Source organism: Streptomyces sp. NPDC052107 (assembly GCF_040680215.1).
Lineage (GTDB): Bacteria > Actinomycetota > Actinomycetes > Streptomycetales > Streptomycetaceae > Streptomyces.
In genome coordinates this window covers 38,860-55,367 of sequence record NZ_JBFAWG010000052.1, presented here as the reverse complement: position 1 = coordinate 55,367, position 16,508 = coordinate 38,860, and the positions used below count along the sequence as shown (strand labels likewise).

Sequence of the window (16,508 nt, the reverse complement as noted above, 5' to 3'; positions counted from 1 at the left end):
CCTCGTCGGTGTGCACCTGGACGTAGGTCAGGTTGCGCCACGGCGTGCCGACCACGTGCGTGCTGATTCCGGTGATGCGCACGGCAGTTGCCCCTAGGACGAGGGTGTCGCTCGTGCTGTCGTCGACCGCCTTGGCCGAGAACGACCAGGGCAGCAGTTCGCCCTTGGCCCACAGGCTCGTCTGGTCCGTGTAGTGGGCGCTGAAGGCGTGCCCGGAGGCGCCGGTCAGGTTGATCCACCTGGACTTGTCGAAGTCGGCGAGGTTGACCACCATCCGCATGGACGGCACCCAGACGACGCTGTAGCCGCCGGCGGCGTTCCAGCCGGTCGCGTTCACCGTGGCCTCGCCGCCGCTGAGCTTCCAGGGGCCGCGGTTGAGGACGTACTGCAGGACCGCGGGGCCGTCGGTGCCGAGCGTCTGGTTCTTCAGGAACAGGCGGTGCAGCCGGCCCCAGCTCCAGGTGTCGATGTCCTTGCCGAGCTTGGCGGTCAGCTCCCAGCGGGCGTCGATCATGGCGCGGCGGAAGAGCTGGTCCATGTTGTTCGCCGGGGGGCGGGTGCCCGACTTGGGGGTCTTCCACCAGTCGCTGTCCGGCTTCTCCATCAGGGTGCGCACGACCTCGAACCAGCGGTCGCCGCCGTCCGGCTGCGCCTGGTCGGCGTCGCGCTCGCCGCACTCGCGCACCTTGGTGTCGTCGTCGACCGGGCCGGTGCTGTCGATCTTGTCGACCCACAGGCACTGTCCCTTGACGCGCAGCTCCTTGGGGAGCTTGTTGCCGAAGGCGAGCTTGAGGATGTTGCGCCAGACCGCGTTGAAGTAGGCGGCCGCCGCGGAGTCGGACTCCTGGGTGTAGTCCCAGCCCTCCAGCAGCTTCTGCGCGTCGCGCACGTTCTTGTCGTCGAGGTTGATCTTCAGCAGCTTCGGCACCAGGAGTTTGGCGATCTCGCTGCTGTTGTCCAGCTGCATCTGCCGCATGTCGTCGGTGGAGATCTTGCCGCCGTCCTTGATCTTGGACTCGATCAGGTCGGTGATGCGCTGGCTGCGGGCGCCGTAGCCCCAGTCGGTGGTGAGGGTGTACGGGTACTTGTCCTTGTCGACCACGGCCTGGTTGGCGGTGACGATGTAGCCGCGCTTGGGGTTGTACTCGTAGGGCAGCTCGTCCTGCTTGATGAAGCCGGTCCAGCGGTACTTCGAGTTCCAGCCGGGCGCCGGCACGGAGCCGTCGTCGACGGAGGAGCGCGTGGGGATCCTGCCGGGCAGCGTGTAGCCGATGTGGTTGTCGGTGTCGGCGTAGACGAGGTTCTGCGAGGGCACGTCGAACAGGGCGGCGGCCTGGCGGAAGTCGCTCCAGTCCGCCGCCCTGTCGAGGGCGAACACGGCGTCCATGGAGGTGCCCGGGTCCAGCGCGGTCCACCTCAGGGCGATGCCGTAGCCGTCGCCGCGGTCGGGGGCGGCGGTGTTGACCGTGGCCCGCTTGCCGACCTGGACGAGTTCGTCGTCACGGTCGGACAGCAGCGGCATCCCGTCCTGGGTCTGGCGCACGACGATCTTCTTGGACGCGCCGCCGGCGACCTTGATGGTCTCCTCGCGGGACTTGAAGGGCCGGACCTTGCCGTCGTACAGGTAGCCGTTCGCGCTCACCTTCTCCAGGTAGAGGTCGGTGACGTCGACCCCGGAGTTGGTCATGCCCCAGGCGATGTTCGCGTTGTGGCCGATGATCACACCGGGCATGCCGGCAAAGGTGTAGCCGGTCACGTCGTACTGGCACGTGGTGGAGACGCTGCGGCAGTGCAGGCCCATCTGGTACCAGACCGACGGCAGCGACGCCGACAGGTGCGGGTCGTTGGCGAGCAGCGGCTTCTTGGTGATGGTGTACTTCCCGGACACCACCCACGAGTTGGAGCCGATGCCCTGGCCGTTCACTCCGACGGCGGTCGGAACGTCGTCCAGGACGTTGTACAGGCCCGTCAGCTGGCTTGTGAGCGACGATCCGGACGTGGTCGAGGTGGACGAGCCGGTCGTGCCCGTCGAGCCCGCAGAGCCGCCTGTGGCGCCGCCGGTCGTGCCGGACGCACCCGTCGTGCCGGTGCCCTGCGAGGTTCCGGAGGCGCCGCCCTGATGGAAGGACTTGGCCAGCTCGTTGTACTGGCCCTCCTGCACGATCGGCTTGTTCCGGCCGTACGGGTACTCCGGGTACAGGTCCTGGATCTGCTGCGGGCCGAGCCGGCTCGTCATCAGGGCGCGGTCGATCTCGTCCTGCATGTTGCCGCGCAGGTCCCAGGCCATCGCCTTCAGCCACGAGACCGAGTCGACCGGGGTCCACTTCTCGGGCTTGTAGTCGTTGGTGAGGCCCAGGGCCGCGTACTCCAGGGAGATGTCCTTGCCGTCCTTGCCCTGAAGGTAGGCGTTGACACCCTTGGCGTACGCCTGGAGGTACTTCTTCGTGGCGGTCGACAGCTTGGTGTCGTACTCCTGCCCGGCGATCCGGTCCCAGCCGAGGGTGCGCAGGAACTCGTCGTTCTTGACCTGGCTCTTGCCGAACATCTCCGACAGACGCCCGGAGGTCATGTGCCGGCGCACGTCCATCTCGTAGAACCGGTCCTGCGCCTGGACGAAGCCCTGTGCCATGAACAGGTCCTCGTCGGAGGACGCGTAGATCTGCGGGATGCCGTTGCCGTCCCGCTTGACGTCGACCGGCCCCGACAGGCCCTGGAGCGTGATCGTGCCCTTGGTCTGCGGGAAGGAGGCGCGGACTGTGCTGATCGACCAGTACGCGCCGAAGGCGATGCCTCCGATGACGGCCAGTACCAGGACCAGCACGATCAGGCGGGCTTTGCGCCCCTTCTTCCTGCCGGACTTGGCGGGCGCGACACCGGTGGTGGCGGTGTCACCCGTTGTGGCGGTGGTGTTGGGGGGCATCGCTGTCCTTGCTGTCCTAACGCGAGCGGCAGGTCGGGCTGTGACTTTGAATGAGCGCTGGAGCAACCATAGGCGCAGGGCCCTGTGCCGCTTGACGCGGAGTCGGGAACCAGCGCGCACGAGCGTTCGATCTTCCCCCGGGAAGCGTCAAGAAAGCGTCAAGAGTTAGGTAAGGTAACGAAGTACTTGGGTGCGGTGCGCCGCAGCCTCGGGTCTTGTGTACGCGAGCTCGCGCCCCCCGGCGCGCGGGCCAAGGAAGGGAACCGCCGCTGACTGTTCACCACCTCAACCAGCTCCTGCTCGTGTGCTCCGTGGTCCTGCTCGTCGCCGTCGCGGCCGTCCGGATCTCCTCCCGCAGCGGGCTCCCCAGCCTGCTCGTGTACCTGGGGATCGGCGTCCTCATGGGCCAGGACGGTATCGGCGAGATCCACTTCAACAGCGCCGCCGTGACGCAGGTCATGGGGTACGCGGCCCTGGTCGTGATCCTCGCCGAGGGCGGTCTCGGCACGAAGTGGAAGGAGATCAGGCCGGTCCTGTCGTCCGCCTCCGTCCTGGCGACCGCCGGGGTCGCCATCAGCGTGGGCGTCACCGCGGCGGGCGCGCACTGTCTGGTCGGGCTGGAGTGGCGGCAGGCGCTCATCATCGGCGCGGTGGTGTCCTCGACCGACGCGGCGGCGGTCTTCTCGGTGCTGCGCAGGGTCCCCCTCCCCGCGCGCGTGACGGGCACGCTGGAGGCGGAGTCCGGCTTCAACGACGCCCCGGTGGTCATCCTGGTCGTCGCCTTCTCCACGGCCGGCCCGGTCGAGCACTGGTACGTCCTGCTCGGCGAGATAGCCCTGGAGCTGGCCATCGGCGCGGCCATCGGGCTCGCGGTGGGCTGGTTCGGCTCCTGGGGGCTCAGGCACGTGGCCCTGCCGGCCTCCGGCCTCTACCCGATCGCGGTCATGGCGATCGCCGTGACGGCGTACGCCGCCGGCGCGCTGGGGCACGGCAGCGGCTTCCTGGCCGTCTACCTGGCCGCGATGACGCTCGGCAACGCCAAGCTCCCGCACTGGCCGGCCACGCGCGGCTTCGCCGAGGGGCTCGGCTGGATCGCCCAGATCGGCATGTTCGTCGTGCTCGGCCTGCTGGTCACCCCGCACGAGCTGGGCGACGACGTCGTACCGGCCCTGATCATCGGGCTGGTCCTCACCATGGTGGCCCGCCCGCTGAGCGTGGTGCTCAGCCTGGCGCCGTTCCGTGTGCCGTGGCAGGAGCAGACGCTGATGTCGTGGGCGGGCCTGCGCGGTGCCGTGCCCATCATCCTGGCGACCATCCCGATGGTGAGCGGCGTCACCGGCAGCCGCCGCATCTTCAACATCGTCTTCGTGCTGGTCGTGGTCTACACCCTCGTCCAGGGGCCGACGCTGCCCTGGCTGGCCCGCACGCTGCGGCTGGGCGAGACGGGCGAGGCCTCCGACCTCGGCATCGAGTCGGCGCCCCTGGAGCGGCTGCGCGGACACCTGCTGTCCGTCTCGATTCCCGCGGGCTCCCGGATGCACGGTGTGGAGGTCAGCGAGCTGCGCCTGCCTCCGGGGGCCGCCGTCACCCTCGTCGTCCGCGAAGGAAAATCGTTCGTTCCGCTGCCCTCGACGGTGTTGCGGCGGGGCGACGAACTGCTCGTCGTCGCCACGGACCCGGTCCGCGACGCGGCCGAACGCCGTCTGCGCGCGGTCGCCCACGGCGGCAAACTGGCCGGCTGGCTCGGCACGAACGGGGCGAGCAGCTCGCGTTGAGGGCGCGTTCCCTGCCGTTCGCGCTCCCTTCCCGTGAAATCCCAGGTGGCCCGTTCCGTGGTGCTCGTTTTCACAGCTGAGGGAAGAGGTGATCCCTGTAGCATGAAGGCGCACCCTGATCGAACCAACTCTGCCTGACGCAGAGCTGGCGCGACCGTATGGCGGCCGGGTCCCCCACCCGCAGTGGGCGCCGGTATCTACCGCAGTCCGCGCAAGAGGACAGCTCTCGGCGCCCGGGCCCACACCAGGCCCGCGCTACCAGGCGGCAGAAAGGCACGGGCCGTGGGATCCACGGTCACCACCACCGAACCGGAGAAGACCTCGCCGGCCTCGTCCCGCCCGGGATACGGACAGCTGCTGCGCACCCGCGGCGCCTGGACCTTCCTGCTCCCCGGCTTCGCGGCGCGCCAGCCGTTCGCGATGCTCACCATCTCCATCGTGCTGCTCGTGCAGCACACCACCGGCTCGTACGGCGCCGCGGGTGCCACCGCGGCCGCCACCGGTGTCTCCATGGCACTGTTCGCGCCGTACAGCGGGCGCCTCGCCGACCGCTACGGCCAGCGCGCCGTGCTGGTCCCCGGCGTTCTGGTGCACACCCTGTCCGGCCTGTCGCTGACGGCGCTCGCGCTGGCGCACGCGCCCCTGTGGGCGCTGTTCCTGGCGGCCGTCCCGACCGGCGCCTCGGTACCGCAGGTCGGCCCCATGGTGCGTGCGCGCTGGGGCGTGAAACTGCAGGGTTCGCCGCTGATGAACACCGCCGCGGCGTTCGAGTCGGTCACGGACGAGCTGACCTTCGTCTTCGGCCCGCTGCTGGCGACCGCGCTGTGCACCGCCGTGACCCCGGCGGCCGGTCTGGTCACGGAGGGCGCGCTGACCCTCGTCGGCGGTCTGCTGTTCGCCGCGCAGAAAGGCACGCAGCCGCCGGTGACCGGTGCGGGCGGGCACGCGCGCGTGCAGCACGCCTCCGCGCTGCGCGTGCCGGGCGTGCGCGTGCTGGTCGTGACCTTCCTGGGCATCGGGTCCGTCTTCGGCGGCATGCAGGTGTCGCTGGCGGCGTTCACCGAGTCCATCGGCGAGCCCGGCCTGAACGGTGTCCTGTACGGCGTCTTCGCCGCCGGCAACATGCTGTCCGGCATCGTCTGCGGCGCGATCGCCTGGAAGACCGCCCCCCAGCGCCGCCTGGTCGTCGGCTACACGGCGCTCGCGATCGTGGCGTCCGCCCTGTGGACGGCGCACTCGGTGCTGCTGCTCGCCGGTCTCGGTCTGCTCGTGGGCATGTGCATCGCACCGGCGCTGATCACCGGCTACACGCTGGTCGAGGGCCTGGTCCCGGCCGGCGCCCGCACGGAGGCCTTCACCTGGCTGACCGGCGCGGTCGCGCTCGGACAGGCGGCCGCCGTCACGGTCGCCGGACAGCTGGAGGACCGGCTGTGGGACGGCGCGGGATTCCTGGTGCCGATGGCCGGCACGGTGCTCGCGCTCGCGACCCTGCTGGCGCTGCGGTCGCGGCTGGTCGCGCCGCCGCAGAACCGAACCGTCGCACGTGGCGTCGGTCACCGCGTGCCGGTGGCGGTGGACTGAGCCTCAGGAATACGTCACTATAGACCGTCGTTAGCACTCATCGAGTGAGAGTGCCAGGAGGAAGACAGTGCCGACCTACCAGTACCAGTGCAGCGAGTGCGGCGAGGGCCTTGAGGCGGTGCAGAAGTTCACCGACGACGCCCTGACCGAGTGCCCCAGCTGCGGTGGCCGCCTGAAGAAGGTGTTCTCCGCGGTCGGCATCGTCTTCAAGGGCTCCGGCTTCTACCGCAACGACTCCCGCGGCTCCACGTCGAGCAGCAGCCCGGCGTCGAAGCCGTCGAGCACGCCGTCGTCGAGCACGTCGAGCTCGTCCTCGTCCGACTCGAAGCCGTCCTCGTCGAGCTCCGCCAACAGCTCCGCGGCCTGACCTGTTCATCCCCGGACCCTGCCGTCGTACGACGGCAGGGTCTTCGGCGTTTCCCGGCGCCGCTCCCCCACGGTTTCACCGACCGCTAGTGTGCTGGTCATGGCGAACGCAGAGATCGGCGTAATCGGCGGCTCGGGCTTCTACTCGTTCCTCGACGACGTGACCGAGGTCCAGGTGGACACCCCCTACGGGCCGCCCAGCGACTCCCTCTTCCTCGGCGAGATCGCCGGCCGGCGGGTCGCCTTCCTGCCCCGGCACGGCCGCGGCCACCACCTGCCGCCGCATCGCATCAACTACCGCGCCAACCTGTGGGCGCTGCGCTCGGCCGGCGTCCGGCAGGTGCTCGGCCCCTGCGCGGTGGGCGGGCTGCAGCCCGAGTACGGCCCCGGCACCCTGCTCGTGCCGGACCAGTTCGTGGACCGTACGAAGACCCGGATGCAGTCGTACTTCGACGGGCTGCCGCTGCCCGACGGCACGGTGCCGAACGTCGTGCACGTCTCCATGGCCGACCCCTACTGCCCCACGGGACGGGCTGTCGCCCTGAAGGCCGCCCGGGGGCGGGACTGGGAGCCGGTGGACGGCGGCACGCTGGTCGTGGTCGAGGGGCCGCGCTTCTCGACGCGTGCCGAATCGTTGTGGCACCGGGCGCAGGGCTGGTCGGTCGTGGGCATGACCGGTCACCCGGAAGCGGCGCTCGCCCGTGAACTGGAGCTCTGCTACACCTCGCTGACCCTGGTCACCGACCTCGACGCCGGCGCCGAGACCGGCGAGGGCGTCTCGCACGAGGAGGTGCTGCGGGTGTTCGCGGCCAACGTGGACCGGCTGCGCGGCGTGCTGTTCGACGCGGTGGCGGCACTGCCGGAGACCGGGGCGCGGGACTGCCTGTGCGTGAACGCGCTCGGCGGAATGGATCCGGGCTTCGCGTTGCCGTAGCGCCTTCGAAAAGACCCGGAATTCCCCGTTCGGGTGGCGGAGTTATCCACAATCCGTCCGTGATCCACCGGCTCCGGCGCAATTCGGCGTGAGGCCTCATCGTGGCATCGCAAGCCGAATTCCTCGTCGCAGGCGGTGATTTCCGTGCCTCTGTCCCCGTCCTTGAATCCGTCCCCCACCCCGTCCCCGCCCTATCCGCCTTTTCCGCCTCCGCTCCGGCTTCCGCGTCCCCTGGGCACGGACGCCCCGGCGACCTGTGACATCCCGCAGTTCCCGCCGGTGCGGGTGCGTGGCGGGCGGTATCGGCTGCAGCGGCTCGTACGGCACCGCGGGCGGGCCGTCGCGGCCGGCCTCGCGGTCACCGCGGCCGCGCTCATCGCCGCGGGGCCGCGCACGGGGACCGCACCGCAGCGTGCGGAACCGGCCCGGGGCCACCCGGTCACGGTGCCCGTACGCCGGCCCGCGGCCGTGGACGTGGTGACGGCGCCCGTGCGGATCGCCGACGCGGCCACCGTCCGGCTCCTACGGCCCGGCGACCGCGTCGACGTCATCGCCGCCGGGGACCCGTCGGCCGGGGGCGTCGCCCGTGTGCTCGCGCGCGGTGTGCGGGTGACCAAGGTGCCCGAGCCGCTGGAGGACGGGGCCGAGAGCGGGGCGCTGGTCGTGCTGTCGGTGCCGCGGGGCACGGCGGCGCGGCTCGTCGGCGCGAGCGCCACGGCGCGCCTGGCGGTGACGCTGTGCTGAACCGACTCGGACGCTTTCCCGGCGGCTTGCCGTCAAGTCGCTCGATCGAACGCCGGGACTGGACACAACGGCCGCACCGTGCCGTAGGTTGCGGAGCGTTTCGTTCCACACCCTGCGTATGCGAGGAGAGTCCCCGAGGTGAGCGCGAAGAAGGAACCGAGCGTCTGGCAGGGCTTCAAGGCCTTCCTGATGCGCGGCAACGTCGTCGATCTGGCAGTCGCGGTGGTCATCGGCGCGGCCTTCACGAACATCGTGAACTCGGTGGTCAAGGGGGTGATCAACCCGCTGGTGGGGGCGATCGGCACGCAGAATCTGGATCACTACAGCTTCTGTCTGAAGGACCCGTGCGTGGTGGGCCCGGACGGCTCGGTCAAGAGCGGTGTGCCGATCCTGTGGGGCACTGTTCTCGGTGCGACGCTGACGTTCGTGATCACCGCGGCGGTCGTGTACTTCCTGATGATCCTGCCGATGTCCAGGTACCTGGCGCGGCAGGCGGCCCGAAAGGCGGCGCGGGAGGGCACCAAGGAGGTCATCGAGGTGACCGAGCTGGAGGTGCTCAAGGAGATCCGCGACGCGCTGGTCGCGCAGCGTGGCTCGGGACACGACGAGCGCTAGCGGCGCCGCCGCGGGCGGCTCAGAGGTGGTGGGGCGGCTTCTCGTCGAGGAAACGCTTCAGGTCGGCGGCGCTGTCGCCGTCCGTGCGCTCGCCCCACCCGCGGTCGGTGTCGTCCGAGGACTGCTGGTCCAGCGGGTCGTCGAAGACCAGCGCGGGCTTCGGGTCGCGGGGCTCGGACGCGGGGGCGGTGCTCATGCCACCAGGGTACGGCCCCGGCCGCGGCGCACCCTCCGCACCGGCGGATCGCCGAGCCCACAAGCGTGCCCTGAACCGGGGCTTGTTCACGGCCCGGCCCCTCGCCCCGCTTTGTGAATCCGTCGCAAGATTTCGGCCCTGTTTTCTGCTGTCCTGGGAGGCATGACGTCGAGTTCCGCTCCGGCGCCCGCCTCCCCGGGCGCACCCCAGTCCTCCGGACCGCTGCGACGGCTCGTCGCGCGCGGGCGCGACGAGGCGCACCGGGTCTCCTCGCCCCTGGAGCTCCTCTTCGACCTGTGCTTCGTCGTGGCGATCGCGCAGGCGGGCGCGCAACTGGTGCACGCCGTCGCCGAGGGGCACTCGGGCGACGGCATCCTCAACTACGCCATGCTGTTCTTCTCCATCTGGTGGGCCTGGATGAACTTCACCTGGTTCGCCTCGGCGTACGACAACGACGACGCGCTCTACCGGGTCGTCACCCTGGTGCAGATCGCCGGCGTCCTGGTGCTGGCCGCCGGCATCTCCCGGGCCTTCCAGCAGCACGACTACCTGGTGGTCTGGCTCGGCTATGTGATCATGCGGCTGGCGATGGCCTCGCAGTGGCTGCGAGCCGCGAGATCGGCCGAGGGCGCCGAGAGAACCTTGGCGTTGCGGTACGCGTGCGGCGTGCTCCTGTGCCAGGTCGGCTGGCTCGGACTGTTGCTGCTGCCCGAACCCGCCCGGCCCTGGGTGTTCCTGGTGATGGCGATCGCGGAGATGTACGTGCCGCTGTTCGCCGAGAAGAACTACGAGACCTCCTGGCATCCGCACCACATCGCCGAGCGGTACGGCCTGTTCACCATCATCGTGCTCGGCGAGACGGTCGCCGCGGCGACCGTCGCCGTCAAGGGGGCCTTCGACGAGCAGAACGCACTGGGCGAGCTGCTGCCGATCGCGGCGGGCGGGCTGCTGATCGTCTTCTCCGCGTGGTGGATCTACTTCGTGGTGCCCATCCACGGCCACCTGCGCGCCAGCGGCCAGGCGTTCCTGTGGGGTTACGGCCACTACCTGATCTTCTCCTCCGCCGCGGCGATCGGCGCGGGCCTGGCGGTGGCCGTGGAACACGCGGTCGGCAAGACAACCATCTCCACGCTGTCCGCGTCGGCGGCCGTGACGCTGCCCACCGCGCTGTATCTGCTCACCGTCTGGGCGCTCCACTCGCGGCACTTCAAGGTCGGCATCGCCCAGCAACTGGTGCTGCCGGTCGCGGCGCTGCTGGTGATCTGCTGCACCTTCCTGGGCGACTGGGCGGTGTTCGCGGCGGGGCTGACGTGCTCGGCCGCGGTCGCCGTCGGGGTGACGCTGACGGCGCGCATGGTCGGCCGGGGGCGTGCGGCGAGCGCCACCGTTGCGGCCGGCTGAGTCCGCTCGGGCGCCGGGACGGGCGAGACTGGCCTCCATGACAGTTGACGCAATCACGGACGTCGTCGGGGTGCGGGTGGGGCATGCCACCCGCACCGGGGACGGCTGGCTCACCGGCACCACGGTCGTGCTCGCTCCGGAGGGCGGTGCGGTCGTCGCCGTGGACGTGCGCGGCGGCGGCCCCGGTACGAAGGAGACCGACGCGCTCGATCCGCGCAACGTGGTGCAGCGGGTCGATGCGGTCGTGCTGACCGGTGGCAGCGCTTACGGGCTCGACGCGGCGTCCGGTGTGATGGCCTGGCTGGAGGAGCAGCGGCGCGGAGTGCGGGTGGGGCCGGACCCGGCGCACGTGGTGCCTGTCGTGCCCGCGGCGTGCGTCTTCGACCTGGGGCGCGGGGACTTCCGCGCGCGGCCGGACGCGGCGACCGGGCGTGCGGCGGTGGAGGCCGCGGCGGCGAGCGCGCCGGGCGCTCGGGTGCCGCAGGGGTGCGTCGGGGCCGGGACGGGCGCCGTGGCGGGGCGGATCAAGGGCGGCGTGGGCACCGCGAGCACGGTGCTCGACTCGGGGATCACCGTGGCCGCGCTGGTGGTCGTGAACGCTGCGGGGTCGGTGATCGAGCCGGAGACGGGGGCGCTGTACGGGGAGTTGTGTCAGGGGCGGGTGGAGTACCCCGAGGAGCGCGTGCACGAGGCCGCGCGCCGGCGCCTCGAGGAAACCGCCGCCAAGAAGGCGCCGCCCTCGCTCAACACGACGCTGGCGATCGTCGCGACCGACGCCGACCTCTCCAAGACGCAGGCGCAGAAGCTGGCAGGCACGGCGCACGACGGAATCGCGCGCGCCGTACGGCCGGTGCACCTCATGAACGACGGAGACACGGTGTTCGCGCTGGCGACCGGCGCGCGCTCTCTCGCCGGGCACCCCTTGGAGCTCAACGGCATCCTCGCCGCCGGCGCGGATGTCGTGACCCGCGCGATCGTACGGGGTGTGCGCGCCGCCGAGTCGGTCGACGGGCCCGGTGGAGTGTGGCCGTCGTACGGGGAGTTGTACGGGGCGAGGTAGGGCGGTGCCGTGGCGGGGGCGGCGGGCTGAGGAGGGGTCGGCCCCGCAGTCGGCGTTGCATTGTCGCGGTTCTGTCACGTGATGGCGTTCACAGGTGGCCGGCGGGAACCTTCCCGGCCGCCAGTGCCCTCTTTCTTCACGCACTGGAACGGATCACGCACATCACACGAACCTGGAGCAGCCCGTGACAACGCCGGACATTGCAGCGCGGCGCGTACTGGGGGCCTGTGCCGCCCTGGTGGTCGGCAGCCTCGCCCTGACCGCTTGTGGTGGCAACGCCAACGCCACCGACAACGACAAGGGCGGCAAGAACTCCCCCAAGGCGTCGACGGCGCAGATCCTGATCTCGGCCAAGGACGGTTCGACCGGCGCGTCCATCAACGCGACCGGCGTGAAGGTCAGCGGCGGCAAGCTGACCGAGGTGAGGATGACCGCCGCCGAGTCGGGGCAGACCGTGGCGGGCGCGATATCCGCGGACGGCGGCAGCTGGAAGCCGAAGCAGCAGCTGGAGCGCGGGACGAAGTACGAGATCGACGCGACCGCGAAGGACTCCGGCGGGCGTACCACCACGACCAAGTCCGTCTTCACCACCGTCACGACGGCGAACAGCTTCATCGGCACCTACACGCCGGACAACGGCACCACGGTCGGGGTGGGCATGCCGGTGTCGTTCAAGTTCGACAAGTCGATCACCGACAAGAAGGCCGTGCAGTCGCACATCACGGTCGACTCCAGCAGCGGTCAGCAGGTGGTCGGGCACTGGTTCGGGGACCAGCGGCTCGACTTCCGGCCGCAGGAGTACTGGAAGGCCGGCTCCAGGGTCACGCTGAAGATCGACCTGGACGGGGTTCAGGGGGCGAAGGGCGTCTACGGCGCGCAGAAGAAGACCGTCTCCTTCACCATCGGGCGGTCGCAGGTCTCCACGGTCGACGCCGACACCCAGACCATGACCGTGGTGCGGGACGGCAAGACGGTCAAGACGGTTCCGATCTCCACCGGCGACCCGCAGCACACCACGTACAACGGGCAGATGGTGATTTCCGAGAAGTTCCAGCAGACCCCCATGGACAGCCGGACGGTCGGTCTCGGCAACGCGTACAACATCCCGGACGTGCCGCACGCGATGCGCCTGACGGACTCCGGCACCTTCATTCACGGCAACTACTGGTACAACAAGGCCAATCCGCCCTTCGGTCGCGAGGGCACCAGCCACGGCTGCGTCGGGCTCGCGGACGTGCAGGGCGGGCAGGGCGCCACGTCGGCCAAGTGGTTCTTCGACAACTCGATCACCGGGGACGTCGTGATCGTGAAGAACTCTCCCGACAAGACCGTCACCCCGGACAACGGGCTCAACGGCTGGAACATGTCGTGGAGCGCCTGGACCGCCGGAAGTGCCGTCTGAGCGGCGGTTTTTGACGTCACGTCGGGCCGCGCGGGAACTTCTCGCGCGGCCCGCGCGTTTTCCCTGCGTACGTTTTCTCGGTTCCCGGACATGATGTCCGACCGAGGGGCTACGGTATGCACCCACTAGGTGACATGCAGCAACGCCGGGAGAAGCCTTGAGCGTTCCGTACGAGACGGCAGCGTACGAACCAGCCGAGTCGCCCGAGTCTCCTGAGGAGCATCTCGAGCGACTCCTCGGCCGTGCCCTGAACTCCTTCGAGCTGCCCGACGAGGTCATACGGCAGCTCGACTGCGCGCTGGCGCACGACAGTTCACTGCACTCCGCGTACCACAGCGCGGGGCTGCACCGGGAGACGTACCGGCACACCTGGCTGCTCGCCGACGGCTCCGCGGTCACGCTGTGGGAGCTCGTGCACAACCCCACGCCGGGCGGCGCCCCGGAGAGCGAGGTGTACGTCGACGAGGAGGAGCTGCAGACGGCCACGGCGCGGCTCGGGATGCCGCCCGAGACGCCGGAGTTCGAGCTGCCCGCGCTGATGCGGCTGTGGGCGATTCCGGAGCCGCGGCACATGTTCGCCTCCGACGACTCGGCCGACCACGCGCGCCGGCTGCTGCGCCGTGCGGAGAATCCGGACCGGCCCGACGCGGAGACGGCGGCACTGCTGGCGACGGCGACGGCGCACGAGATCACGCAGGCGTTCGGACGCCCGGGCCGCGCCGGGCGCGCGGGACTGAGCTACGCGCTGTACGAGCACGCGTTCCTGCTGCCGGACGGCAGCCAGGTCTCCCTGTGGGAGGTGGAGCACACCGCGACGCCGGACGGGCGGCACATGTGCGAGGTGTACATGTCGGAGGACGCGGCGCGGGACGCCATGGAGCGGCGCGCGGCGCGACAGGGGTAGCGCGCGCCGCAGGGCGGCGGGGGCAGCGGGCGCCACGGGGCGAGTGCCGCCTCTCGGTCAGTGATCGCCAAGTCGCCGTATCAGTCCGGCGAAGGCGTCCCGTTCCGCGGGGGTCAGTTCCACCTTCTCCCACGCGGGGCCGGCCTGCCGTTGGGTCGGCAGGAACGGCAGACGAGCGGCCGGGAGTTCTCGCAGGGCCTCCTTGCGGAAGCGGCGCAGCAGGCGTACGACGACGATCGCCCAGGCCACGCCGGCCAGGGTGAGGACGGCCGCGCCGGCCAACTGGAGAGTCGCGACTTGCTCTGGCATAGGCCCAGTACACACCACGGTCCGGGACTTTGGTCCCGGACCGTGACGTATCTCGCAGGTGCCGTGAACAACTCACAGCGAACTAAAGGGACAAGGCGCGGCGGCGGTGGTGCGGTGGTCAGGCCGCCACGGGCTGCTTGGTCTCCTTCGCCGCGGTGGCCGCGTTCGCGGCGGGGTCGGTGGCCGTGGTCTGCGGGGTCTGCTTGCGCATGCCCTTGAGCAGGACGACCAGGGCCGTGGTGGCGCATACGCCGACCGCGATGGCGATGAGGTACAGGAAGGGGTTGCCGATCAGCGGGATCACGAAGATGCCGCCGTGCGGGGCGCGCAGGGTGGCGCCGAAGGCCATCGACAGGGCGCCGGTGAGCGCGCCGCCGACCATCGACGAGGGGATCACGCGCAGCGGGTCGGCCGCCGCGAACGGGATCGCGCCCTCGGAGATGAAGGAGGCGCCCAGGACCCAGGCGGCCTTGCCGTTCTCCCGCTCGGTCTGCGTGAACAGCCTGCCGCGCACGGTGGTGGCCAGGGCCATCGCCAGCGGCGGGACCATGCCGGCCGCCATCACCGCGGCCATGATCTTCATCGCGGAGTCGCTGGGGTTGGAGACCGCGATGCCGGCCGTGGCGAAGGTGTAGGCCACCTTGTTGACCGGGCCGCCCAGATCGAAGCACATCATCAGGCCGAGCAGGGCCCCGAGCAGGATCGCGTTGGTGCCGGTGAGGCCGTTCAGCCAGTCGGTGAGGCCCTTCTGGGCGCTGGCGATGGGCTTGCCGATCACGACGAACATCAGGAATCCGACGATCGCCGAGGAGATCAGCGGGATCACCACCACCGGCATGATGCCGCGCAAAGCCGTGGGTATCCGCACCTTCTGGATGGCCAGCACCACACCACCGGCGATCAGACCGGCCGCGAGGCCGCCGAGGAAGCCCGCGTTGATGGTCAGTGAGATCGCGCCGCCCACGAAGCCGGGGACCAGGCCGGGCCGGTCGGCCATGCCGTAGGCGATGTAGCCGGCCAGGACCGGGACCAGGAAGCCGAAGGCGACGACGCCGATCTGGAAGAACAGCGCGCCCCAGCTGTCGGCCTGCGTCCACACGAAGTGGTCCATCACCGACGGCGCCTTGTTGATCTTGTAGCCGCCGATCGCGAAGCCCAGGGCGATCAGGAGGCCGCCTGCGGCGACGAACGGCACCATGTAGCTCACCCCGCTCATCAGCCACTTGCGGAGCTTGGTGCCGTAGCCCTCGGTGGAGTCGCCCGCGCGCTCGACCGGCGTGCCGCCCGACGCGGGCGCCGGCGCGCTCGTCTCGCCACGCGCCGCCTTCGCGCGCGCCTCCGTGATGAGCTCGGCGGGGCGGTTGATGCCCGCCTTCACCCCTACGTCGACGGTCGCCTTGCCGGCGAAACGGTCCTTCTCGCGTACGGGGACGTCGTGCGCGAAGATCACGGCGTCCGCCGCCGCGATCACCGCCGGGTCCAGCCGGGTGAAGCCGGCCGAGCCCTGCGTCTCGACGACGAGTTCGACGCCCGCCTCGCGTCCCGCGCTCTCCAGGGACTCGGCCGCCATGTACGTGTGCGCGATGCCGGTCGGGCAGGAGGTGACGGCGACGATACGGAAGGGCCGTTCGCCGGAGTCCGCGGCGGAACCGGTTCCCGCCGGGGTCGCCTGCGCCGGGGCGGATGAGCCCGGCGCCTGCGCGGTGGTGTCCGCCGCGGCGCCGGCGGAGGCCGCCACCGGCGCCGCGGCGGAGTCTTCGGACACGTCCGCCGTGCCCACGGCGCCCTGAGCAGCGCCCGCCGCCTGCGCCGCGCTCGGCGTCTCGTCCCCGCGGATCAGCGCGGCCGCCGTCTCCGCGTCGGCCACCGACCGCAGCACGTCCGTGAACTCGGTGTTCATCAGCTGGCGGGCCAGTGAGGAGAGGATCGTCAGGTGGGCGTCGTCGGCGCCGGCCGGGGCCGCGATCAGGAAGATCAGGTCGGCCGGGCCGTCCGCGGCGCCGAAGTCGACGCCGGCGGCGCTGCGGCCGAAGGCGAGGCTCGGCTCGGTGACGTGGGCGCTGCGGCAGTGCGGGATGCCGATGCCGCCGTCGAGGCCGGTCGGCATCTGGGCCTCGCGGGCGGCCACGTCGGCGAGGAAGCCCTCCAGGTCGGTCACCCGGCCCTGGGCCACCATGCGCTCGGCGAGGGCGCGCGCCGCCGCTTCCTTGGTGTCGGCGGACAGGTCGAGATCGACCAGGTCCGCGGTGATCATGTCGCTCATCGCGGGCTCCTATGCACGCGTATCGCCCGGGGGGAGGC

Annotated in this window: 14 protein-coding genes; 10 read left to right on the top strand and 4 right to left on the bottom strand. The window is 70.7% G+C overall.

The annotated features are described in order from the left end of the window. The coding region (locus tag AB0M27_RS34270; RefSeq protein WP_365727598.1) for a penicillin acylase family protein at positions 1 to 2,920 on the bottom strand (2,920 nt) is incomplete at its 3' end. A 215-nt stretch (positions 2,921 to 3,135) separates the two neighbouring features. Here AB0M27_RS34270 and AB0M27_RS34265 point away from each other — a divergent pair. The 6 genes from AB0M27_RS34265 to mscL all read left to right on the top strand — a co-directional run bounded on the left by AB0M27_RS34265 (position 3,136) and on the right by mscL (position 8,935). After that, positions 3,136 to 4,695 (top strand): potassium/proton antiporter, encoded by a 1,560-nt coding sequence (locus AB0M27_RS34265; protein WP_365727596.1) that lies wholly within the window; start codon positions 3,136 to 3,138, stop codon positions 4,693 to 4,695. 282 nt (positions 4,696 to 4,977) lie between these two features. Then, on the top strand, positions 4,978 to 6,276 hold the full coding sequence (locus AB0M27_RS34260) for an MFS transporter (RefSeq protein WP_365727594.1): 1,299 nt from the start codon (positions 4,978 to 4,980) through the stop codon (positions 6,274 to 6,276). A 67-nt stretch (positions 6,277 to 6,343) separates the two neighbouring features. Then, a complete protein-coding gene (locus AB0M27_RS34255; protein ID WP_365727592.1) occupies positions 6,344 to 6,643 on the top strand; it encodes an FmdB family zinc ribbon protein in 300 nt (99 codons plus the stop codon). A gap of 99 nt (positions 6,644 to 6,742) precedes the next feature. Then, the gene (locus tag AB0M27_RS34250) at positions 6,743 to 7,576 is read left to right on the top strand and encodes an S-methyl-5'-thioadenosine phosphorylase (RefSeq protein WP_365727590.1); all 834 of its coding nucleotides are present in this window, start codon (positions 6,743 to 6,745) and stop codon (positions 7,574 to 7,576) included. Between the two features lie 144 nt (positions 7,577 to 7,720). Then, positions 7,721 to 8,320: a hypothetical protein gene (locus AB0M27_RS34245; RefSeq protein WP_365727588.1), complete on the top strand. Its 600-nt coding sequence runs from the start codon at positions 7,721 to 7,723 to the stop codon at positions 8,318 to 8,320. A gap of 138 nt (positions 8,321 to 8,458) precedes the next feature. After that, entirely contained in the window at positions 8,459 to 8,935 is a 477-nt protein-coding gene (gene mscL / locus AB0M27_RS34240) for a large conductance mechanosensitive channel protein MscL (RefSeq protein WP_365727586.1), read from the top strand. A gap of 19 nt (positions 8,936 to 8,954) precedes the next feature. On the opposite strand, the gene AB0M27_RS34235 is transcribed toward mscL, so the two are convergent. Continuing rightward, complete coding sequence (locus AB0M27_RS34235) at positions 8,955 to 9,131, bottom strand: hypothetical protein (RefSeq protein WP_365727584.1); 177 nt, start codon at positions 9,129 to 9,131, stop codon at positions 8,955 to 8,957. Positions 9,132 to 9,293: 162 nt separating this feature from the next. Here AB0M27_RS34235 and AB0M27_RS34230 point away from each other — a divergent pair, with 162 nt between their 5' ends. The 4 genes from AB0M27_RS34230 (at position 9,294) to AB0M27_RS34215 (ending at position 13,898) form a co-directional block, all read left to right on the top strand. After that, positions 9,294 to 10,532 carry a low temperature requirement protein A gene (locus AB0M27_RS34230; RefSeq protein WP_365727580.1) on the top strand — a complete coding sequence of 413 codons (1,239 nt, stop codon included), beginning with the start codon at positions 9,294 to 9,296 and terminating at the stop codon, positions 10,530 to 10,532. A gap of 37 nt (positions 10,533 to 10,569) precedes the next feature. Next, positions 10,570 to 11,592, top strand: coding sequence for a P1 family peptidase (locus tag AB0M27_RS34225; protein ID WP_365727578.1), 1,023 nt, complete (start codon positions 10,570 to 10,572; stop codon positions 11,590 to 11,592). A gap of 184 nt (positions 11,593 to 11,776) precedes the next feature. Then, positions 11,777 to 12,994 carry an Ig-like domain-containing protein gene (locus AB0M27_RS34220; protein ID WP_365727576.1) on the top strand — a complete coding sequence of 406 codons (1,218 nt, stop codon included), beginning with the start codon at positions 11,777 to 11,779 and terminating at the stop codon, positions 12,992 to 12,994. A gap of 157 nt (positions 12,995 to 13,151) precedes the next feature. Further along, positions 13,152 to 13,898, top strand: a complete 747-nt coding sequence (locus AB0M27_RS34215) for a DUF6227 family protein (RefSeq protein ID WP_365727574.1) — start codon at positions 13,152 to 13,154, stop codon at positions 13,896 to 13,898. A gap of 57 nt (positions 13,899 to 13,955) precedes the next feature. Here AB0M27_RS34215 and AB0M27_RS34210 read toward each other — a convergent pair whose 3' ends face one another. Further along, positions 13,956 to 14,207 carry a hypothetical protein gene (locus AB0M27_RS34210; RefSeq protein WP_365727572.1) on the bottom strand — a complete coding sequence of 84 codons (252 nt, stop codon included), beginning with the start codon at positions 14,205 to 14,207 and terminating at the stop codon, positions 13,956 to 13,958. Between the two features lie 118 nt (positions 14,208 to 14,325). Beyond that, positions 14,326 to 16,470: a fructose-specific PTS transporter subunit EIIC gene (locus AB0M27_RS34205; protein WP_365727570.1), complete on the bottom strand. Its 2,145-nt coding sequence runs from the start codon at positions 16,468 to 16,470 to the stop codon at positions 14,326 to 14,328. Positions 16,471 to 16,508 lie beyond the last annotated feature (38 nt).